This window comes from Salinicoccus luteus DSM 17002 (assembly GCF_000712035.1).
GTDB classification, from domain to species: Bacteria; Bacillota; Bacilli; order Staphylococcales; family Salinicoccaceae; genus Salinicoccus; species Salinicoccus luteus.
In genome coordinates, this window is sequence record NZ_JONV01000007.1 from 159,999 (window position 1) to 180,257 (window position 20,259).

The window sequence follows — 20,259 nt, forward strand, 5'->3', positions numbered from 1 at the left end:
TGACTATACCTTTGTCTACACATTTTATGAAAACGGTTTCCAAATGTCAAACTTTTTTTCAAAAAAAAGAGACCTTTCGGTCCCACTTCATTTATGATGACTCAGCAATACCGACTCCACCCCATTCAGATGCGTAAGCATCGCGTCGATTGCTGCTTCAGCATCCTTTCTTTCAATCGCTTCGTATATGGACTTGTGCTCATCATAAATCCTTCTGATGGATTTCTTCTCTTCATAAAGCCAGATCCTTCTTGTTTCCTTCATCGTCTCGATCATCTTTTCCGAAACACTCTCGAGCAGATCCACGAGCATACGGTTGCCCGTCGCTTCTGCAATCGTCATATGGAACTCATAATCCGCCTGCTCCCCCAGTTCATTGTTCATGACCGCCGTCTGCATTTTCTCCAGCGTCTCACGAAGCTTCTCCAGGTCCTTTTCATCTGCATGGCCGCAGGCCATTTCAACACAGCCGACTTCGATGATTTTTCTGAGACTGAGAAGGTTCTCGATATCCTTTCTCGTAATGATTTCGAATTCATGTTCGAAGCCGAGCGGCATCCTTTCCTTTACATATGACCCCTGGCCGTGTTTTACTTCAATGACATCCATTACCCTGAGGGTATTCAGCGCTTCCCTTATGGAAGCCGAAGATACTTGATACGATTCCGCCAGCCTGCTGATTGACGGCAGCTTGTCTCCAGGGTTCAATATGCCTTTTTTTATATCTTCCATGATCAGGTCTGCAATCTCTTCATGCACTTTTTTTCTCGAAATACCCATTTGGATTTACCTCTTTTACATTATTAATGTCCATATATGATAGCACAAAACCAATAATTACAGTAATTTATCATTATATGAATATTTTGTAATGAAAATGAAATCGAAATTATCTGAAAAAATGTTGATTTATGCCGTCAAAATTGATAAGATGTATACAATTTTTAAATGCAGGGAGGCATTCGATATGTTGACACTCACTTTTTCAATCCTACTTCTCATACTCGGCTATATGGTGTATGGAAAGATTGTTGAGAGGATTTTTGTCATCGATGATAGCAACGAAACGCCGGCTTACAAAAGCGGCGATGGTGTCGATTATATTCCAATGCACCCGATCAAAGGCTGGCTGGTACAGTTACTTAACATCGCAGGGCTCGGCCCTGTGTTCGGCGCAGTGGCGGGTGCACTTTATGGACCTGTCGCACTCATTTGGATTGTAGTTGGCTGTATCTTCGCTGGCGCAGTACACGATTATTTTTCAGGAATGCTGAGCATACGCAATAACGGCTCTCAATTTCCTGCACTTGTTGAGAAATATCTTGGAAAAAGCGTAAAGCTTTTCATCTATGTTGTTTCTTTGGCACTCATGATTCTGGTTACAGCAGCCTTCACCGCTGGACCTGCTGAACTGATATCTATAAAAACAGGTGGAGCCATTCCATTCTTCGTCGCACTCGTACTTATTTTTGCGTATTTCCTGCTTGCAGCAATGCTGCCGATCAATAAGATCATCGGCAAGATTTACCCCGTGTTTGGTGCCATACTGATCATCATGGCACTGGCCGTATTCGGCGGGCTCCTCCTATCCGGCGTCCAGATACCGAATCTCACATTATCCACGGCACACCCTGAAGGGCTTCCTGTATGGCCGCTGCTCATGGTCACCATATCATGCGGGGCCATCTCGGGCTTCCACTCCACCCAGAGTCCGATCATCGCCCGTACGGTAAGGAAGGAATCTGAAGGACGCAAAGTCTTCTTCGGCGCCATGATTGCAGAAGGCATCATCGCACTTATCTGGGCCACAGCCGGAATGACATTCTTCGGCGGCACTAACGGCCTCGGAGCAGCGCTTGCGAACGGTGGACCTGCAGGCGTCATCGATTCCATCTCAATCGGTTACCTTGGCACTGCCGGCGCTTTTCTGGCATTTATGGGAGCGATCGTGCTGCCGATCACGACCGGGGATACCGCACTCCGTTCATCCAGGATGATCCTGACCGAGGCAGCAGGGAAGTTCGTCAAAGTTGCAGACCGGCCAAAACTGTTCATCATGACGGCCTGTGTCGCAATTCCTTCGTTCCTGCTTGCCACAATCGACTATTCCTTCTTATGGAGGTACTTGGGATTCACGAACCAAACGGTTTCAGCAACAATGCTGTGGGTAGCAGCCGCCTACCTGATCAAGGAAGAGAAATTGCACTTCATTGCAGGGATTCCTGCAATATTCATGACTGGCGTAGTCGGAACATACTTCTTCTACGCACCGGAGACATTGAACATGTCCTATGAGATTTCACTCGTCCTCGGAATGATTCCGGTCATCGCAACAACTGCTCTGTATGTCAGGGCTGTGTACAGACAGAAAGCAAGAAACGTTGCTGAACCCACGCATATCGGTTAACTAATAAGGAGGAATTAATATGGGACAAACATTACAGATAGAACGGGCAAATCACTTGAAGGAAAAACCGGATGTTTCCACAGTAAAATTTGGAACCGTCTTTACAGACTATATGTTCACGAATAAATATACGCCGGAATATGGATGGTCGGAACCTTCCATCATCCCCTATCAGAATCTGGTACTTTCCCCAAGCTGCCAGGCCATCCATTATGGCCAGTCAGTGTTTGAAGGGCTCAAGGCATACAAGAGCGGAGAAGATGTGCTACTCTTCAGACCGGATGAAAACTTCAAGCGGATGAACCAGTCACTCTCCCGCCTGTCCATGCCGGAAATCAACGAAGAGAACGCGCTGGAAGCACTCTACGAATTGCTGAAGGTCGAACGCGACTGGGTACCGGACGGCCCTGGACAGTCACTGTACGTGCGGCCTTTCGTATTTGCGGATGAACCGTTCCTTGGCGTCAGACCATCTGAAACTTACCAGTTCAACATCATCCTCTCCCCTGTCGCAAGCTATTATGGCGGCCAGGCTGATCCGACCAGCATCTATGTTGAAGATGATTTCGTCCGTTCCGTACGTGGCGGCGTCGGTTCTGCGAAAGTCAGCGGCAACTATGCGGCCAGCCTGCTTGCTCAGAAGAAGGCCAATGAACTTGGATATGAACAGGTACTCTGGCTCGATGGCGTCGATCAGAAATATGTTGAAGAAGTCGGCAGCATGAACATCTTCTTCGTGCGCGATGGTGAACTCGTCACACCTAAACTGAACGGCTCCATCCTGCCTGGCATCACACGCAAGTCGATCATCGAACTCGCAAAATACAAGGGATATACCGTAAGGGAAGAGAAGATCCACATCGACGACCTTGCCAACGATCTGCATAGCGGCAGAATCACGGAAGTCTTCGGTGCAGGAACTGCGGTAGTCATCTCTCCTGTCGGCAAGCTCAATATCCATGGTGTCGACCATATCGTCAATGAAAACCAGGTCGGCCCAATTTCCCAGGAGCTTTATGACAACCTGACGGACATCCAGTATGGTCGGGCAGAAGACCCATTCGGCTGGGTCGTAAGGATATAGAACGCAAAAAGTGGCATGTGAGTAGATCTCACATGCCACTTTTTTATGGGATCAGCCTTCTATGGTCGACGACGTCCCTATTGAATGACTTTAAAAGCTACTTCTCCGACATTTTCATATTCCGCCTTATATGCGCCCGGCTTCAGCGGCACCGGAAGATTGAAGGTACCTGAAGAGATGAAGAGCCCGGGGCTCAATGCCTTGCCCCGTACTGCAAGAGTGCCGGCCAGCCACTTCACCGCACTGGCGGGATGGCCGAGCACTTCCGTCGAAAAGCCTTCCTTGATGACGATGCCATCACGTGACAATGTGCCTTTGATGGCGTCGAGTGCAGCATAATCATAGCTTTTCGGTTCACCATACACCACTGCACCGTTTACTGCGCCGTCGGCGATGATTTCAGTCAGGGCTGCATTCGGGAACCAGTCCTTATACCGGCCATCCGGCACTTCGGCACCCGGCGCCACCCTGCATTTCTTCATGATGTCCGTCTCCGTGTCTTCCGGGAATATCTCTTCATCGACCAGAAAGACCAGTTCCATTTCAAGGAGCGGTATATTATAGTCGCCCAGATTGATTTCTTTACGCACCGTACGGTCGGTCATGGCACCGTATAAAGGGGAGTCACTGTGGAAAAGATCCTGGGTCTCCCGGCTCGTCAGGCTGATCTTATAACCCATGAGGACTTCATCATTCTCCTCCTTTAATTTCAGCACACCTTCCTGTATGCGATAGGCGGCCTCTTTCGATTCAATATCAAGTGTACCCAATTCCAATGGTTCATTCGCTGCATACGCAGTGTATAGCTGTTCGACAATCGACATGAAAACCCTCCTTCATTTTATACTAAATATAACACAGCTTTCCGGGAAATTTTTCTGGAGTTCATTCAATTTTTATCTGTTTTTTACATCCAGTTAACATTCTTAGTCCGGATTTAATATCCCCTTGCTATGATGGGATCATCTTGAATAGGAGGAGATACACACTTATGAAAAAATGGTTTACTGCTTCACTTCTAACTTTATTTGTTCTGGCATCCGTCTTCGGTTCCAATCCGGCTACCGCTGCAGGTGGAGGATCAGGGGCGCAGGATGCAGATGCAGATCAGAATACTGACGTCCCAAAAAACGTGATATACCTGATTGGTGACGGAATGGGTGTTACATACAACACCGCCTACAGATACTATAAGAATGGCGGATTTTCGGAAGATATGGCCGATACTGAATTCGATCATCACCTTGTCGGACAGCAGAAGACACATCCGCATGACGAAGAGGAGAACATCACAGATTCAGCCGCTTCCGCCACAGCAATGGCTACAGGCTCCAAAACCTACAATAATGCCATTGCCGTCGACCATGAACTGAACGAACTCGAAACTGCACTCGAGGTCGCCAAAGCGTCAGACAAGTCCACAGGACTCGTGGCAACAAGCGAAATTACACATGCGACACCGGCAAGCTTCGGCGCCCATGACGAATCCAGGCATAATCATGCCGAGATCGCCGATGACTATTTTGATGAAAGAATAAATGACCAGATGAAAGTCGATGTCCTGCTTGGCGGCGGCATCGAATACTTCGATCGTGAAGACCGCAACCTGATTGAAGAATTCCAGAATGAAGGATATGACTTCGTCAGCAATGCCCAGGAAATGCAGCAGTCACAGAACAGCCAGCTGCTCGGCCTGTTCTCAGAAGGTGGACTGCCAAAGAAATGGGACCGCACGGAAGAGATTCCTTCCCTGGAAAGCATGACACAGACGGCGCTTGATACACTGAGCCAGAATGAAGAAGGCTTCTTCCTGATGGTTGAAGGCAGCCAGATCGACTGGGCTGGCCATGCCAATGACATCGCTGGTGCAATGAGCGAGATGGAAGACTTCGAAGCGGCATTCGCCGCAGCAATAGACTTTGCTGAACAGGATGGAGAAACGCTTGTTGTTGCTACGGCAGACCATAACACAGGTGGCTTCTCCCTCGGACTGGATGGGGAGTATAACTGGAATGCAGAACCACTCCATGAGATGCACCGCACACCTGAATTCATCACCGAAGAAATCCTCGAAACTGAAGACATCGAAGGTACACTGGATGCATACATCGACTGGGCATTCACATCAGAGGAAATCGGTGCGCTGGAAGAAGCGCTGCTCCTTCCGACAGCCGACCGCTATGGTGAAATCGAAGGCATCATCAAAGGGGCCGTCGACAAGCGTACCTTCACCGGCTGGACGACAGGGGGACACACTGGGGAAGACGTCAATGTCTACGCCTATGGTCCAGGCAAGGAAAACTTCCAGGGGCTTACAGACAATATCGAACATGGCGACTTCATCAAGTCATTCATGGCGCAATAACAATTAGTATATGAAAAGAACCGGCACACTGCATTAAGCATGGCAGTATGCCGGTTCTTTATTTTCATCTCCTCAGAATACCACCGCAAGGAACACCAGTTTCGATTCTCCTGTGTTCACAATGCCGTGGGACTCGCCCTTCGTGATCAGGCATAAATCATGGGGCCCCACCGGCCTGTACTCTCCATCCGCATCGATGAAGTCCGCCTGACCACTCAGAATATAGTAGCCTTCGGAATCATCGAGATGCTCGTGATAGCCGATGCTGCCGCCTTTTTCGATCACCACTTTCGCGAAGAGGTCAAGCCCCTTCACGTCATGCGGGTCCAGATGCCTGGATATGGCCACGCTGCCGTTTCCACCATGTAGATCCGTGAAGTGTTCTGCAGCTTTTGGTTTCAGTATCATGGTTTGCCTCCTCTACTCGAATAGTCCGGGCAGGAATGTTGAAAGTGGCGGGAAGAAGATGATGATTGCCACCATCACGCCCACGATGGCCAATACATGGAGGATATAGGGTAGCGTCTCCTCTATTCCCATCTTCCTGTCCGTGATGCTGCACCCTGCAATCAGCGACAGTCCGACAGGCGGCGTAATGTTCGCGAGTGCAAAGTTCATGATCAGCACCATTCCGAAATGCACCGGGTCAATGCCATACTGGGTGGCAATCGGCATGAATATCGGACTCAGGAGGACAATCAGTGATGTCACTTCCGTCAAAGTTCCGAGAATCAGCAGGATGATCGACACGATGATCAGGAACATCCATGGAGATGTCGCATATTCCAGAAAGAAGTTAGAGATCATGACGGGTATCCGATTCGCCGTCAATACATATGTAAATGCATTGGCTGCCGAGATGATGATGAGGATCGTCGCAGATGTGACGGCGGAGGATACCATGATTTCCCTGTATGTCCTGAAGTTGAGTTCCCTGTATACAAGAGCAAGGATGAAACCATAGGCAACCGCTATCACAGCCGCTTCCGTCGCTGTGGCAAAGCCGCTGAAGATGCTCCCGAGGATGAATATCGGTGTGAGCAGCGGAAAGAATGCCTGCCACGCAATCTTCCAGAACTCCTTGCCCTTCGGTGTTTCGACCGAAATCTCCCCATACCCCTTCTTCCTGGCGATGACAGCGACATATACAGACAGGGCCACCGTCAGCAATATGCCTGGGATGACGCCCGCTATAAACAGGTCACCGATTGAAATGTTGGCCGTAATGCCCAGGATGACCATCGTGATGCTTGGCGGAATGATGAGTCCCAGCACACCTGCAGGACCGATGATGCTCGCGATGAAGGAGTTGCTGTACTTCTCTTCCTGAAGCCGTGGCACAAGCACTGAACCGACCGCATAGGTCGTTGCTACAGTGGATCCGGATACTGCGCCGAACAGCGCCGTCGTCACGACGGTGGTGATGGCCGTCCCGCCTGTGAACCGTCCGACGATTGCACTGGATAGTGCCATCAGCCGCCTGGTCAATCCACCTTTGCCCATGATGTTGCCTGCCAGTATAAATAGCGGCAGGGCAAGATAGGAGAAGCTGTCGACGCCTGCAAACATCCTCTGTATGACGATTTCAAGGGACACGCCGCCAAGCAGCAGCATGGCGATTGATACAAGGCCGATGACATAGGCAATCGGCATGCCGATGAAGAGCAGTGCGAAAAATATGAGCAGTATGAGTACGATCATCATGATGCCGTCTCCCCTTCCTCTTCAGTCGCAGAGCCTGTCAGGTTGATTGCAATGAAGTAGATTGAAAAGAGTCCGCTTACCGGAATTGCCAGATAGGATATGCCGACCGGCATCTGCAGTGTTGATGTCGTCTGTGACATGGCGCTCATCGACAGCATGAATCCATAGTATGTCAGCACGGCATAGAATGCGATGATCAGAATGTTGACCAGAACATAGAGTATCCGCCGGTATTTCGTTCTGAACTTGTTGACGAAATAATTGACCGCCAGGTGCATCTTCTCATAGATTGCCAGGCTGCTGCCAAGGAAGGTCAGCCAGACGATGAACAGTCTGGACAGCTCCTCTGTGCCCGGCATCGAGTAGTTGAAGAATCTGGTGATGACCTGAAGCAGGACGATGAATGTAAGCAGTGTGATTGTAATGATGCACATCCATGTCAGTACTTTGACAAGAATCCTTGTAAGTCCCATTTCATTTACGCCCCTTTGTCGGATGGTATCCTATTCTTCCCATCCGGATGCTTCTCTGTAGACATTCATAAGTTCTTCACCGAAGACATCCTCTTCCCACTGCTCATATACAGGCATCATCGCCTCGCGGAATGCTTCGGTATTGACATCATCATTGATCTGCATGCCGTTCTCTTCGAGCTCAGTAAGGTACTCCTCTTCCATCGTATCGTTCATTTCGGCAACCTCTTCCGAAATGCTGGAGGCCTCCTCCCGGATGAGCTGCTGATCATCTTCTGAAATCTGATCCCAAGTATCCGTTTCGACCACCATCATTACAGTATTGTAGAAGTGGCCGGTCAGGGAAAGATAATCCTGAACTTCATAGAACTTTGCCGCATTGATGACGGACAGCGGGTTCTCCTGTGCATCGAGCGCCCCTTGCTGGAGCGCGCCATATACTTCACTGAACGCCATGACTGTCGGCAATGCACCCACCTCTTCGAATGCATCGACCCTGAGCGCCGTTTCCGCCACACGGATATTCACGCCTTCAAGGTCTTCAGGCTCGACAATCGGTTTCTCATTGTTGGTGACATGCCTTGGTCCCCACTCGAGATACCCAATTTGGGTCAGCCCCTGTTCGGAGATGATATCAGCCAGCTGTTCACCGAATTCACCCTTGTATGCTTCACGCGCATTCTCTACATCCTTCCACATATACGGCAGATCTTCGATGGCCATCTTCATATCGAGCGTCTGCATGGAGCCGATCATGATCGCTCCAGCCTGCATGGAACCGACCTGGATCTGCTCAAGCATTTCCGTTTCGGACCCCAGCTGACTGTCCGGATAGATATCAAATTCCACACGTCCTTCCGTCTCTTCAGCAACCGTCTCCGCCATTTCATCAATCTTGTCGGCAGCCGGAGTGCCTGGTGACAATGCATGACCCAACTGCAGTGTTACGGGCTCCGTGTTCTCTGCACTACCTGATCCATCCGATGAGCCGCCTTCTTCACCCGACCCTCCGCATGCGGTCAATACGAATGACATGCCCAACGCAGCAACTAAACCTGAAAACTTCTTATTCATTTTATCTCTCCTTATAAAAATCCATAATTTTGCATAATTTATACAAAACAATATACTATCAAGGGATGTATGTCAATATTTATTAATATTAATGTATTATTATAAACAAACTCTTATATAAACATACAGAGGTTGCGTTCATACTTTTATAAACCTATAATTAGCGCTATATGCAATTGAATAATAAAGGAGAGCTTATATGCTGAATATAAATCCAATAGCAAAGACACTTGAAGTTCCCGGAATCCGAGTGTTTGCCAATAGGGTGGCTGAGTATGAGGATGGAGTAAACCTTACCATCGGACAGCCGGATTTCCCGACACCGGAAAACATTAAAGAAGCTGGTATGTCTGCCATACGCGAAAATAAAACGGGATACTCCCATAATGCAGGGCTGCCGAAACTGAGACAAAGTATTTCAGACTTTTTCGTGGACACATACGGCTTTAAATATGCACCTGAAGATGAAATCATTGTTACCAATGGTGCCAGCGAGGGATTGGACTCTGTGCTCAGAACGATTATTGAGCCTGGGGATGAAGTCATTCTCCCCTCCCCTTCATATTCCGGCTACGAGGCATTGATTAGACTTAATGGTGGCGTACCGGTCCACCTGGATATTTCAGGCACGCATTTCAAGCCGGATGCCCATGAAATCAAAAAATTAATTACAGAACGGACGAAAGCGATTATATTTAACCATCCATCAAATCCGACAGGGGTCTCCCTTTCCCATGAGGAAACAGAGAATATCGCAACCATGCTTGAACAGGAGAGCATATTTGTCATATCCGATGAAATATATAGCGAAAACACTTTTGCCGGCAAACATGTTTCCTTTGGTGCCTTCGACATTTTGCATGACAGACTCTTTATTATTCACGGTCTCTCGAAATCCCATGCCATGACGGGCTGGCGGCTCGGTTTTGTACTGGGTGCTGCAGACTATATGAAATATGTACTCAGAGTCCACCTGAATAATTCAATCTGTGCTTCCCTTCCCAGCCAGCACGCTGCAATCGAAGCCTTGGACCACACAAGAAACTTCCCGGGAGAAATGAACGAAAGATATATCAAGCGCAGGGATTTTATTCATAAGAAGCTGAACGATATGGGACTTGAATGTGAAACACCCACTGGGGCATTCTACATTTTTCCAAGTGTGGAGCAGACAGGGCTCGATGATCTCACTTTTGCTGAAAGACTTCTGGCAGAAGAACATGTCGCTGTTGTACCCGGATCTACATTTTCCAAAGAAGGCAGAAATCATATAAGGATTTCCTATGCCAGTTCCATGAAGAACCTGGAAGAAGGTATGCGCCGTATGGAGCGTTTCCTTGATAGACACCGGAAAAGGCCAAGTATAAATAAAGATTCTAATAAATAAGGGGGACCAGCAATGTTCTGGAACACACAGCAGCAACTCGAAGATCTGATATGCCAGCTGGTATCATGGGACAGCCGTACAGGTACCGAAGGGGAGCTGCACTTCCCCTTCAAGCTGAAAGATGAGCTGTCGAAGCTCGACTACTACAGGGAGCATCCGCATCATATTGCCCTGCATGATGCCGGCAGGGAGAGGAATGCCCTGACTGCACTCTACAGGCATGATGATGTGGAGAAGACGATTGTCCTGATGAGCCATTTCGACACTGTACATACAAAGGAGTTCGGCTCCAAGAGTCATCTCGCCTTCACCCCCCGTGAACTCGGCAACCGCTTCAGGGAAATTGCAGACGATTTCTCGCCGGATAATAAAAGGGACGCACTGTCGGGGGAATACTTATACGGTCGCGGCACAATGGATATGAAGATGGGGCTTGCCCTGCATATGCATCTGATCGAGAAGGCGGCCGAAGAGGAGTGGCCGATCAATCTTCTGCTCCTGACCGTACCCGATGAGGAAGTGGATTCCGCCGGCATGCGTGCGGCTGTGGACCAGCTTGAATCCATCGCCGAGGAACACGGACTGGACTATTCCCTGTTCCTCAACAGTGAACCGAGTTTCACCCAGTATCCTGATGATCCGAACTACTATTTCTATTCCGGGTCCATCGGGAAAATCATGCCTTCCGCCCTCTTCTATGGGGTCGAAACGCATGTAGGGGAACCGTTGAGAGGACTCAACGCCCATTATATGTCTTCATTTTTAAACCAGGAGATGGAATTCACCGACATCTTTTCCGAAGAGGAATATGGGGAAAGATCGCCTCTGCCCGTCGCGTTGAAATATTATGATATGAAAAAAGACTATTCAGCACAGACTTCAAACCATGTCGCCGTCCTATATAATGTATTCACGATGCAGCAGAATGCCGAAGATATTTTCAGCAAATATCATTACCTGGTCGAACAGACGATGAATCAATGCCAAAAGCAGTATGATGAGATCTGTGAAAGGGAAAACATCCCGCCAGTCGGCAGAATCCGCACCATGTCCTATCAGGCACTCCATACGTATATTACGGAAAAATTCGGACAGGAGAAGGTCGATCGGATCATTGCAGAATATATAGGCCGTGACGACCTCGACGACCGGGAAAAATCGATGCACATCGCCAACCGTATGATCACCTACTGCAAGGAGCTCGTACCACTCGTCGTCACACTCTTTGCACCCCCATATTATCCGGCAGTCAATGCTTCGGAAGATCCGCTGGTCAGAAGCCTTTCTTCACTGACGAATGATTTCCTCGGCGAAAACTACGGCATCGAGCCGAAAGAGATCCATTACTTCAACGGCATATCCGACCTGAGCTACGTCACCTATGACAAGCATGATGACGGTTGGGAATCGTATCAGGCCAATACTCCGGTATGGGGCAGAACCTACTCCATACCATTCGAATCCATGCAGAAGCTCCAGGCACCGCTCATCAACATCGGTCCGTTCGGCAAGGATCCGCACAAGCTCACCGAACGGCTCCACAAGAAGAGTGCCTTTGAAATCACACCGAAACTGCTGGAGGCTGTAGTAAAACACTGCATCACCCATTGAAACTCCATGCCATCACGCAAAAACAGGCTATCGAGATGAACTCGATAGCCTGTTTTTTATATTTCATCAGTCATGCGTTCTGCTTCTCTTTTGCGAGTTCCTGTGCAACACCGACGATCCAGTCTTCCTGGCCGCCGACGGCGCCCATTTCGGATATCCTTGTCAGAATGTCCCGGGCATCGACACCATACTCTTTTCCTGCACGTTCAGCAAACAGCAGGAAGCTGGAGTAGACGCCTGTGTAGCCCAGCGTCAATGACAGGCGGTCGATCTGTACAGGTCTTTCCATCATCGGCTTCATCAGATTCTCTGCCGCATCCATCGTCTTGTACAGGTCGAGGTTGTGTGAGATGTCCATCCGGTTCATCACTGCCACCAGCTGTTCTGTCGCCGTGTTTCCTGCACCGGCTCCCATGCCGGCGAGGCTTGCATCTATCCGGTTGGCCCCTTCTTCAATCGCTACGATGGAGTTCGCCACACCAAGAGAGAGGTTGTTGTGGCCGTGGAAGCCGATTTCCGTTCCGCTGGAGAGGTTTTCCTTGAACAGGGAAACACGCTTTCTTGTATCATCCATTGTCAGGGCACCGGCGGAGTCGACCACATAGATTGTGCCTGCACCGTACGATTCCATCTTTTTCGCTTCTTCCAGAAGGTTTTCAGGTGTGGTCCTGTGGGACATCATGAGGAAACCGACTGTATCCATGCCGAGTTGCGCCGCTTTGCCGATATGCTGCTCCGACACATCCGCTTCTGTACAGTGTGTGGCGACCCTGGCCACTTGTGCGCCGTATGAATGGGCTTTTTCCAAATGTTCGATGACACCGATGCCGGGAAGCAGGAGGACGCCGACTTTTGCGTTTTTGGCGTTCTCTACAGCTGTCCTGATGATACCCTCTTCACTTTCCTTTGAAAAGCCATACTGTATGGAACTGCCGCCCAGTCCATCACCATGGGTCGCTTCAATGATATCCGCCCCGGAGTCGTCGATTGCGCGTGTGAGTTCTGCGATCTGTTCCTTCGAATACTGGTGGCGGATGGCGTGCATGCCATCGCGCAGCGTTACGTCGTTAATCGTTACTTTTCTTCCCATTATTTAAGCACTCCTTCTTTTTGCATACTTTGCGCGATGACTTCCCCCGTCTTTACAGCGGCGGATGTGATGATGTCGAGGTTCCCTGCATACTCTGGCAGGAAGTCCCCGTTCCCTTCAACTTCTACAGAGACGGTCACGATATCGCCTTTGATCACCGGGTCTGCCTTGAACCTGTAGCCAGGCACGTACTCCTGTACATTCCCGAGCATTTTTTCAAGTGATGCTTCAATTTCCGCCTTCTTGTCCTCGGCAGAGCCAGCCGTCTTCACATGGATCGTATTCCTCATCAGAATCGGCGGATCGGCAGGATTCAGTGTAATGATCGCCTTGGATTCCTTCGCACCGCCCACTTCCTTCAATGCCCTCGCCGTCGTCACTGTGAATTCATCTATATTCTGCCTTGTGCCGGGGCCTGCGCTTTTACTGGAAATGGAGGCAACGATTTCTGCATAGTCCACATCGAGGACATCCGACACTGCCTTGACCATCGGAATTGTCGCCTGGCCGCCGCAGGTCACCATATTCACATTATCCAAATGCGGAATCTCCTCTTCTTTGAGGTTGACGGATGGTACAAGGAAAGGACCGACTGCAGCAGGTGTCAGATCGATTGCTTTCTTGCCCATCTCCTTAAGTATCGGTGCGTTGTGTGCATGGGCTTTCGCTGAAGTCGCCTCGTAGACGATATCTGCGATTTCAGGCTGTTCCCTCAAGCCATCGATTCCATTTGAAATGGCAACAAGACCATTCTCTTCAGCCTTTTTCAGCCCCTTTGATTCCGGATCGATTCCAATCAGTGCTGTCACTTCAAGTATGTCACTTCTCATCAGTTTGATCATCAGGTCGGTTCCGATGTTTCCGGAGCCGATGATTGCGCATTTAATTTTATTGTTTGTCATTTCCATCCCTCTTCCTATTTTTTAAGTTCCTTGCTGCTGCAGCAGTATTCGCATGCCTGTCTGAGATGGGTTGCAAGCAGCTGCCGCGCCTGCTCCACTTCATTCTCCGCGAGTGCCTGAACGATAGCCTTGTGCTGCCGGATGATTTTCTCCTGATCCTTCAATGCTGCTTCGCTTGTAATGTCGATCAGTGTCCTGAAGATGTCGCGCTGTGCGGACCATAGATGCATGAGGCTGTTATTATCCGCCATCCTGACCAGCAGATGGTGGAATGCAAGGTCGATCTCGATGTCCCGCTGCTTGTAGTAGTCCGCTTCCTCCATCTGCTGGATATAAAGCAGCAGCCGGTCCTTGTTGGCATTGAACATCTCCGGATCGATCTGGCCCAGTGCATGCGTCTCCAGGAGAATACGCGTGTCATAGAGGTTCTCGATGTCTTTTTGTTCAAACCCGGTTACTGCCGTACGTCCATTCGAATGCTTCTCCAGCAGATTTTCAGCAACCAACTTGCCGATGGCTTCCCTGACCGGTCCCCGGCTGACCCCGAGTTCGTGGGACAGTGCGGTTTCCACCAGGGCTTCCCCTTTTCGATATTTTCCCAAGATGATGTCTTTGCGAAGATGATCGACAATTTGAGAAGCGATATTCGTTTTGGTAATCAAATTGTTTCCACCTCCGTGAATATTCTGAAATGTAAACAGTTAACATTAACTTAAGTTTAAGAAACCGTTTGCATAATGTCAAGATAAAATTCAGAAATTTCCCTAATTATTATTTATATACCGAGCAGGAATAGACAAATCGGTATGGTGAGCAGGCTGATCAGCGTCGTCACCAGTGTGGAAAAGGACACAAGGTTCGGCTGCACATTGAACTGCACTGCAAGCATGGTCGAGTTGGCAGCCACCGGCATCGCGTTCAGGATGATGAATACCAGCTTCATCGTATCATCGACCGGCATGAACAGGACGAGGATGGCCGCAACTACAGGCGAGATGAGCATACGTACGGCAACCACGGTCGTAATATTCTTCATTTCGAACTTCTCTTTCGTAATCTGCGCAAGCTGCATTCCGAGAATAAGCATGACGACGGGAATGGCGGCATTTCCGGTCATCTGGATGATTTCCATCAGCTTGTCGTCGATTGTAATGTTGGCAAGCTGCAGGATGACGCCCGCCAGAGCCCCGTAGATGACTGGAATCCTGAAGACGCTGACCAGTGCCTCCTTTGCCGAAATCGTTGCCCCGTTGCCGAACGAGGCGATGAAGATGCCGACCGTACTGATGATGAATCCATGCAGCACCATCAGCACGATCGCATAGTCGAATGCTGTCGCTCCAATCGCAAACAGGACGACGGGAGATCCATAGTTTCCGCTGTTCGGGAACAACGTACCGAGCAGCATTGCCGATATGTCCTCCTTCCCCGATTTCATGAAAAATCCGATGGCCACCGTCACTGCGGCAAGAATGACGGTGATGATCAGGGAAAATATGAACAGATACAGATAGTCCACTGTAATTTCGTTGCTGTAGAACGTATCGAAGGTCAAGAGCGGCAGTAATATGTATAGGGATAGTGCGGATATCGATTTGATATCCATGTGAAGCAGTTTTTGGGCCGCATAGCCCGTTGCAAATACCAGGAAAACTGGGAGTACAATCATCAACAGTTGCATCGCTTCTCATCTTCTTTCCATATTTTTGTCATGCTTCCATCATAGATTATTATGGAAACAAAAAGAAGCCAGGCAGATGCCTGACTTCATCATTTAGACTAGCTTCTTCTGAGGAATAGAACGATTGCTGCAATGATTCCCAGTACAAAGAGTGCAACCGCCCCGATGATCAGGCCGATGTTCGAGCCCCCCGAGCCGGTCTGTTCACTCTCCTGTGCAGTATCCACCGCTTCTCCGCTGGTTTCATCCTCTGCAGACTCTTCGGGTGACACTTCATTCTCTGCTGTTTCTTCTTCCGTCGGTTCTGCAGTCGTTTCTTCCTCTTGCGTCTCCTCTTCAGTCGGCGCTTCTTCTGTACCCTCTTCGGTCAGCTCTTCTGTACTCTCCTCAGCAGACGGTTCCGTACTCTCTTCCGTCGCTTCTTCGGTGCTTTCCTCAACCGTTTCTTCCGTCGAAGGCTCAGTGCTTTCTTCCTGTACGGCCTCTTCAGTACTTTCTTCGGCCACTTCCTGGTCCTCATTGTTCGACAGCGCTGTAGAGAGTGCAGAGTCCGCTTCATCCAGCTGATCCTGGGTGATCTGGCCGTCGTTTAAAAGTGCATTCGCGTTCTCAAGTGCGGATTGGAGTTCGGGAGTGCGGGATTCCATCGGAATCTGTTCCGCTTCATTGACCGTCTGCTCCAGTCCGGATGTATCCACTTCAGGGGCATCGCTTACATTGGTGGTTGTTGCCGTCCTGAAATATGAGGTCAGCAATGGATTGTCATTCTGGTCCATTGCACGGACATGGTAGTTGTATGTCGTCGATGTGTCCAGTCCCTCATCTTGGTAATGGGCTTCCTGCGTCGTATCAATCAGCTGGTCATCCCGGTACACTTCATAGTATGCCGCACCCTGAAGTGGGTCCCATGAAAATTCCACAGTATTCCCTGTCGTGCCCTGGATGGTCACCAGCCTGTTGTGGAATGTCTCCATGAACTGGTATGTCTGCGGTGCACGCTCAGCCAGGCGGGCACCTGCATTGCCTCCGAGGTAATACATCGCAAATGTTTCTGCAAAATATTCACCCGGTGTATTGAAGTAGTTCGGCACCTGGTGGTCATGGAATAGATTGTCCTTCTCCTGTGCCATGATATCCCTGAAAGCCTGGGACTCACTTACCGTAAATCCGGCTGCGTAGCTGTCGACCGCATGCCCGTACTCATGCAGTTCAAGATTGATTGTGGAATGGGAGTTGCCCGGATTGCTGTATCCGATCCGTGCAGCTGTCGTATAGCCGCCCGCACCAGGCACATCGTCCCAGGTACGTCCCGTGCCTTCCCAGCCTCTCGGTGTCACACCCGACAGATATTCGAACTCCGGCAGTTCGGTGAGCGGCTGGTCCATAAGTATGATTCTGACGCCTGCACGGTTCGTATGTGCAAGAATCCGTTCATCCACCCGTGCGAGCCGGTTGATCATGGCCTGGGCTTCATTCGCATCGTAACTCCCGTCATCATCCCTGATTTCGACCATGTTCTGTAGACTTGGGCTGTTTGCAGATGCCTGTTGTGGCGCGAAACCGGTAAACATCAGCAATAGCCCGAGCACCATCACAATTCCTGTGAGGGTTTTCTGTTTCATATTTTTCCCCTACCTTCGCTCGTGTTTCCTAATATCTGTATTCCCTATAATAGGGATTTTAGACATGATTCTGATGAAACGATGATGTTAATCTACACTATAGTGCCTAAACAGGTCTCTGGCAAATAAAAAATGGCCATCCGGCATATGAATGCAGGATGGTCATGTCTTCAGCTGTATCTAGGTCAGACTTTCCCTTACGACTTTCTTGTAGTGGACCAGTGACAGCAGTGCAAAGAGGGAATAGAAAAGTGCATATACCCCCATCACAATCAGCATCGGCGTCCACATTTCAGTACCAAACAGGAACCATCCGGCATTCACTGCGAAATAGGCATGCAGCAGGCCGACCAGCAGTGGCACTCCGAAGGTGATGATCATTTTGAACGACAGCCCCCTGATGATTTCACGTTCCGAGAAGCCGAGTTTCCTGAGTACATTGTAGCTCCCCTTTTCTTCCTCGCTTTCGCCGACCTGCTTAAAATAGAGGATGCAGCCTGATGTCACGAGAAATGCAAAACCGACGAACGCAATGACGAACATTGTCATGCCGGAAGCCTGCAGCTGACCCGTTTGCTGCTGTATTTTGGATTCGAAGACCGGGTTTTCCTCACGATTCATCATATTCAAGATATCCATGCTGTCGCCTTCAGTGATATCGATGGCATGCAACATCTTGACTCCCTGTTCCTGCATCTCGTCGGACTGATGCTCGGAGAGCTCCTGATAGACCGTTTCGTCGACAATGGCTGTAGGTGAACCGTAGGAAACCATGCTCGGGAGAACCGCCGTCTCCTTTATGTCAACGAGTTCAAGCGAGCGTTCGTAATCATCCGAGACGAATGTCATGGGTGCATGCAATGTATAGTCGATGAAGGTCTGCATGACACTCGGCGTGCCGGTGATGATGGTTTCATTGGGACCGAGTGCGACTGAACCAAAATGCGCATCACTCACAACATTCATATACAGAGTCGAACCGTTAAAATCCAGTGCCTCGAGATCAGCGCTGATTGCACCTTCCGTCTTTGCCTCGTAGTCGACCGCCGGCATTTGGATGCTTTCGTAATCCACTCCTTCTTCATCGAGGAGTTCCTCATAGAATTCCAGCGCTTCCTCTTCATAGAACACATAATCATGCGGCATTGTATTTTCGACCATCTTCTCTGTAGAGTAGTAGGTGATGTAGGACAGCGACATGAGGCCGATGCTGAGGGCACTGATGACGGCAATCAGCGTCAGCAGGAATGCATTGGACTTCATCTTGAACATGATCCTTGTCAGGGAGAGGACATCCGTCACACTCACGTGTCCCTTCTTCGATTTTCTGATCATGTTCAGCACGAAGGCAACTGAAAATTTGAATGTGATATATGTTCCGATGATCGTCAGACCCAACACACCGAATACAAGCAGAAAGATAAGGGAGACATTCTCCATCAGCTGTGTGGAGAAGTAATAGCCGACTGCTACCATGGCGAGTCCAAGGACGCCCATCAGCACTGTGCCCGTGCCGAGACGCCTTGTATCCGATTCGCTTGTCCGGTTCATCGTCATCATCTGCAGCAGTCTTGTCCGCTTCAGGAAAATGAAGTTCTGAATCATCAGCAGAACGAATATGCCGATGAACAGCAGCGCCGTCTGGCCCACTGCTGCCATTGAAAAGTTGAGTCCGACGGAAAGTTCGACCTGCATGATCCTGAGCAGGATCATCATCAGCATCCTCGACAGCAGGAATCCGAAAAGGATGCCCACCATCAGGCTGCCGAAATAGATGATGGCATTCTCCAGCACCAGTATCCTGAACACTCTGCCCCGGTCGAGCCCGATGAGCTGGAAGAGCGCAAGTTCTTGGTTCCTCCGCTTCAGGAAGATGGTATTTGCGAACATTACGAAAGTGACGATGATGACGATCAACAGGACTGAACCGACTATAAAGCCGGTCGACATCATTGTGCCTGAAGACAACTCCTCGGCGGCACTCTCGTCCTTCGACATGAGGACGAAAGAAAAGTACAGGGAGACACTAAAAATAAGCGCGAAGATATACAGTCCATAGTTTTTGATGTTCCTGAAGAAATTTTTCAGGATGATGCGGTTAAGATTCAACGCCGACACCGCCCAGCACGCTCTGTGTATTCATGATTTCCTTATAGAATTCCTCCTGGGGACGCCCGCCCCGACGCAGCGTCGAATATACCAGTCCATCCTTCAGGAAGATCACCCTGCCCGAGTAGCTCGCAGCCGTCGCGTCATGGGTCACCATCATGATTGTGGACCGGCTTGCCACATTCATCTGCTGGAGCTTCTTAAGAAGGTTGCTTGCCGACTTCGAGTCCAACGCACCTGTCGGTTCATCGGCAAAAATGATTTTCGGCTGATGTATGAACGCCCGGGCGGCGCTGGTGCGCTGCTGCTGGCCCCCGGATATTTCATTCGGATACTTTCCACTCAGTTCATGGATGCCAAGTTCCCCGGCCACCCGTTCGAACTGACGGTCCACCTCATCCTTCTTCATATTCCTGATGGACAGCGGAAGCAGGATATTCTCCTTCACAGTCAGCGTATCAAGCAGGTTGTATTCCTGGAAGATGAACCCGAGGTCATTCTTTCTGAAGTGCGCAAGCTGCTTGTCCTTCATTTGGGTGATATCCGCGCCTTCAATCTGTATATGGCCGCTGCTCACCCGATCGATTGAGCTCAGTACATTGAGCAGGGTCGTCTTCCCGGATCCCGATGCCCCCATGATGGATACGAATTCACCCTTTTCGATATTCATATCAATTCCTTTCAGTACTTCTGTCCGGTTGAATCTGTTGCCATAGGACTTTTTGATATCCTTTGCTTCCAGTATCATAT

At 49.5% G+C, this 20,259-nt stretch carries 18 protein-coding genes; 5 read left to right on the forward strand and 13 right to left on the reverse strand.

Features of this window, described 5'->3' with window-relative positions:
- Positions 1–87: 87 nt before the first annotated feature.
- Positions 88–780 carry a FadR/GntR family transcriptional regulator gene (locus BO53_RS0103480; RefSeq protein ID WP_031545474.1) on the reverse strand — a complete coding sequence of 231 codons (693 nt, stop codon included), beginning with the start codon at positions 778–780 and terminating at the stop codon, positions 88–90.
- 187 nt (positions 781–967) lie between these two features.
- Here BO53_RS0103480 and BO53_RS0103485 point away from each other — a divergent pair, with 187 nt between their 5' ends.
- Both BO53_RS0103485 and BO53_RS0103490 read left to right on the forward strand, forming a co-directional pair.
- Positions 968–2,407 carry a carbon starvation CstA family protein gene (locus tag BO53_RS0103485; RefSeq protein ID WP_031545475.1) on the forward strand — a complete coding sequence of 480 codons (1,440 nt, stop codon included), beginning with the start codon at positions 968–970 and terminating at the stop codon, positions 2,405–2,407.
- Between the two features lie 19 nt (positions 2,408–2,426).
- Positions 2,427–3,491, forward strand: coding sequence for a branched-chain amino acid aminotransferase (locus tag BO53_RS0103490; RefSeq protein WP_031545478.1), 1,065 nt, complete (start codon positions 2,427–2,429; stop codon positions 3,489–3,491).
- A gap of 77 nt (positions 3,492–3,568) precedes the next feature.
- Here the strand turns inward: BO53_RS0103490 and BO53_RS0103495 are convergent, their stop codons facing one another.
- Complete coding sequence (locus BO53_RS0103495) at positions 3,569–4,315, reverse strand: 2-keto-4-pentenoate hydratase (protein ID WP_031545480.1); 747 nt, start codon at positions 4,313–4,315, stop codon at positions 3,569–3,571.
- 167 nt (positions 4,316–4,482) lie between these two features.
- Between BO53_RS0103495 and BO53_RS0103500 the strand changes: the two genes are divergently transcribed.
- The gene (locus BO53_RS0103500) at positions 4,483–5,856 is read left to right on the forward strand and encodes an alkaline phosphatase (RefSeq protein ID WP_031545481.1); all 1,374 of its coding nucleotides are present in this window, start codon (positions 4,483–4,485) and stop codon (positions 5,854–5,856) included.
- A gap of 72 nt (positions 5,857–5,928) precedes the next feature.
- On the opposite strand, the gene BO53_RS0103505 is transcribed toward BO53_RS0103500, so the two are convergent.
- The 4 genes from BO53_RS0103505 to BO53_RS0103520 are packed head-to-tail and all read right to left on the reverse strand — an operon-like array spanning position 5,929 to position 9,107.
- On the reverse strand, positions 5,929–6,264 hold the full coding sequence (locus tag BO53_RS0103505; RefSeq protein ID WP_031545483.1) for a cupin domain-containing protein: 336 nt from the start codon (positions 6,262–6,264) through the stop codon (positions 5,929–5,931).
- Between the two features lie 12 nt (positions 6,265–6,276).
- Positions 6,277–7,560 carry a TRAP transporter large permease gene (locus BO53_RS0103510; RefSeq protein WP_211250554.1) on the reverse strand — a complete coding sequence of 428 codons (1,284 nt, stop codon included), beginning with the start codon at positions 7,558–7,560 and terminating at the stop codon, positions 6,277–6,279.
- Complete coding sequence (locus BO53_RS0103515) at positions 7,557–8,033, reverse strand: TRAP transporter small permease (protein ID WP_031545487.1); 477 nt, start codon at positions 8,031–8,033, stop codon at positions 7,557–7,559. Before BO53_RS0103515 ends, BO53_RS0103510 begins: the two co-directional genes overlap by 4 nt.
- Positions 8,034–8,063: 30 nt before the next feature.
- Entirely contained in the window at positions 8,064–9,107 is a 1,044-nt protein-coding gene (locus BO53_RS0103520) for a DctP family TRAP transporter solute-binding subunit (RefSeq protein ID WP_031545489.1), read from the reverse strand.
- Positions 9,108–9,306: 199 nt separating this feature from the next.
- On the opposite strand from BO53_RS0103520, the gene BO53_RS0103525 reads away from it, so the two are divergent.
- Positions 9,307–10,494, forward strand: a complete 1,188-nt coding sequence (locus BO53_RS0103525; protein WP_031545491.1) for an aminotransferase class I/II-fold pyridoxal phosphate-dependent enzyme — start codon at positions 9,307–9,309, stop codon at positions 10,492–10,494.
- A gap of 12 nt (positions 10,495–10,506) precedes the next feature.
- Positions 10,507–12,105, forward strand: coding sequence for a M20/M25/M40 family metallo-hydrolase (locus tag BO53_RS0103530; RefSeq protein ID WP_031545493.1), 1,599 nt, complete (start codon positions 10,507–10,509; stop codon positions 12,103–12,105).
- A 70-nt stretch (positions 12,106–12,175) separates the two neighbouring features.
- On the opposite strand, the gene dmpG is transcribed toward BO53_RS0103530, so the two are convergent.
- From dmpG to BO53_RS0103565, 7 genes are all read right to left on the reverse strand, one after another.
- Positions 12,176–13,195, reverse strand: coding sequence for a 4-hydroxy-2-oxovalerate aldolase (gene dmpG, locus BO53_RS0103535; protein WP_031545495.1), 1,020 nt, complete (start codon positions 13,193–13,195; stop codon positions 12,176–12,178).
- On the reverse strand, positions 13,195–14,097 hold the full coding sequence (locus tag BO53_RS0103540) for an acetaldehyde dehydrogenase (acetylating) (protein WP_031545497.1): 903 nt from the start codon (positions 14,095–14,097) through the stop codon (positions 13,195–13,197). Before BO53_RS0103540 ends, dmpG begins: the two co-directional genes overlap by 1 nt.
- 14 nt (positions 14,098–14,111) lie before the next feature.
- The gene (locus BO53_RS0103545; protein WP_031545499.1) at positions 14,112–14,759 is read right to left on the reverse strand and encodes a GntR family transcriptional regulator; all 648 of its coding nucleotides are present in this window, start codon (positions 14,757–14,759) and stop codon (positions 14,112–14,114) included.
- Positions 14,760–14,872: 113 nt separating this feature from the next.
- Positions 14,873–15,778 carry an AEC family transporter gene (locus BO53_RS0103550; protein WP_031545501.1) on the reverse strand — a complete coding sequence of 302 codons (906 nt, stop codon included), beginning with the start codon at positions 15,776–15,778 and terminating at the stop codon, positions 14,873–14,875.
- Between the two features lie 98 nt (positions 15,779–15,876).
- Entirely contained in the window at positions 15,877–17,400 is a 1,524-nt protein-coding gene (locus BO53_RS0103555) for an anthrax toxin lethal factor-related metalloendopeptidase (protein WP_031545503.1), read from the reverse strand.
- A 180-nt stretch (positions 17,401–17,580) separates the two neighbouring features.
- Positions 17,581–19,509: an FtsX-like permease family protein gene (locus BO53_RS0103560; RefSeq protein WP_031545505.1), complete on the reverse strand. Its 1,929-nt coding sequence runs from the start codon at positions 19,507–19,509 to the stop codon at positions 17,581–17,583.
- Positions 19,499–20,257 (reverse strand): ABC transporter ATP-binding protein, encoded by a 759-nt coding sequence (locus BO53_RS0103565; protein WP_031545507.1) that lies wholly within the window; start codon positions 20,255–20,257, stop codon positions 19,499–19,501. Before BO53_RS0103565 ends, BO53_RS0103560 begins: the two co-directional genes overlap by 11 nt.
- Positions 20,258–20,259: the final 2 nt, after the last annotated feature.

Excerpts from the sequence above, each read along its gene's own strand:
- BO53_RS0103480 (WP_031545474.1), bottom strand. The coding sequence starts at position 780 with ATGGGTATTTCGAGAAAAAAAGTGCATGAAGAGATTGCAGACCTGATC.
- BO53_RS0103485 (WP_031545475.1), top strand. The coding sequence starts at position 968 with ATGTTGACACTCACTTTTTCAATCCTACTTCTCATACTCGGCTATATG.
- BO53_RS0103490 (WP_031545478.1), top strand. The coding sequence starts at position 2,427 with ATGGGACAAACATTACAGATAGAACGGGCAAATCACTTGAAGGAAAAA.
- BO53_RS0103495 (WP_031545480.1), bottom strand. The coding sequence starts at position 4,315 with ATGTCGATTGTCGAACAGCTATACACTGCGTATGCAGCGAATGAACCA.
- BO53_RS0103500 (WP_031545481.1), top strand. The coding sequence starts at position 4,483 with ATGAAAAAATGGTTTACTGCTTCACTTCTAACTTTATTTGTTCTGGCA.
- BO53_RS0103505 (WP_031545483.1), bottom strand. The coding sequence starts at position 6,264 with ATGATACTGAAACCAAAAGCTGCAGAACACTTCACGGATCTACATGGT.
- BO53_RS0103510 (WP_211250554.1), bottom strand. The coding sequence starts at position 7,560 with ATGATGATCGTACTCATACTGCTCATATTTTTCGCACTGCTCTTCATC.
- BO53_RS0103515 (WP_031545487.1), bottom strand. The coding sequence starts at position 8,033 with ATGGGACTTACAAGGATTCTTGTCAAAGTACTGACATGGATGTGCATC.
- BO53_RS0103520 (WP_031545489.1), bottom strand. The coding sequence starts at position 9,107 with ATGAATAAGAAGTTTTCAGGTTTAGTTGCTGCGTTGGGCATGTCATTC.
- BO53_RS0103525 (WP_031545491.1), top strand. The coding sequence starts at position 9,307 with ATGCTGAATATAAATCCAATAGCAAAGACACTTGAAGTTCCCGGAATC.
- BO53_RS0103530 (WP_031545493.1), top strand. The coding sequence starts at position 10,507 with ATGTTCTGGAACACACAGCAGCAACTCGAAGATCTGATATGCCAGCTG.
- dmpG (WP_031545495.1), bottom strand. The coding sequence starts at position 13,195 with ATGGGAAGAAAAGTAACGATTAACGACGTAACGCTGCGCGATGGCATG.
- BO53_RS0103540 (WP_031545497.1), bottom strand. The coding sequence starts at position 14,097 with ATGACAAACAATAAAATTAAATGCGCAATCATCGGCTCCGGAAACATC.
- BO53_RS0103550 (WP_031545501.1), bottom strand. The coding sequence starts at position 15,778 with ATGCAACTGTTGATGATTGTACTCCCAGTTTTCCTGGTATTTGCAACG.
- BO53_RS0103555 (WP_031545503.1), bottom strand. The coding sequence starts at position 17,400 with ATGAAACAGAAAACCCTCACAGGAATTGTGATGGTGCTCGGGCTATTG.
- BO53_RS0103565 (WP_031545507.1), bottom strand. The coding sequence starts at position 20,257 with ATGATACTGGAAGCAAAGGATATCAAAAAGTCCTATGGCAACAGATTC.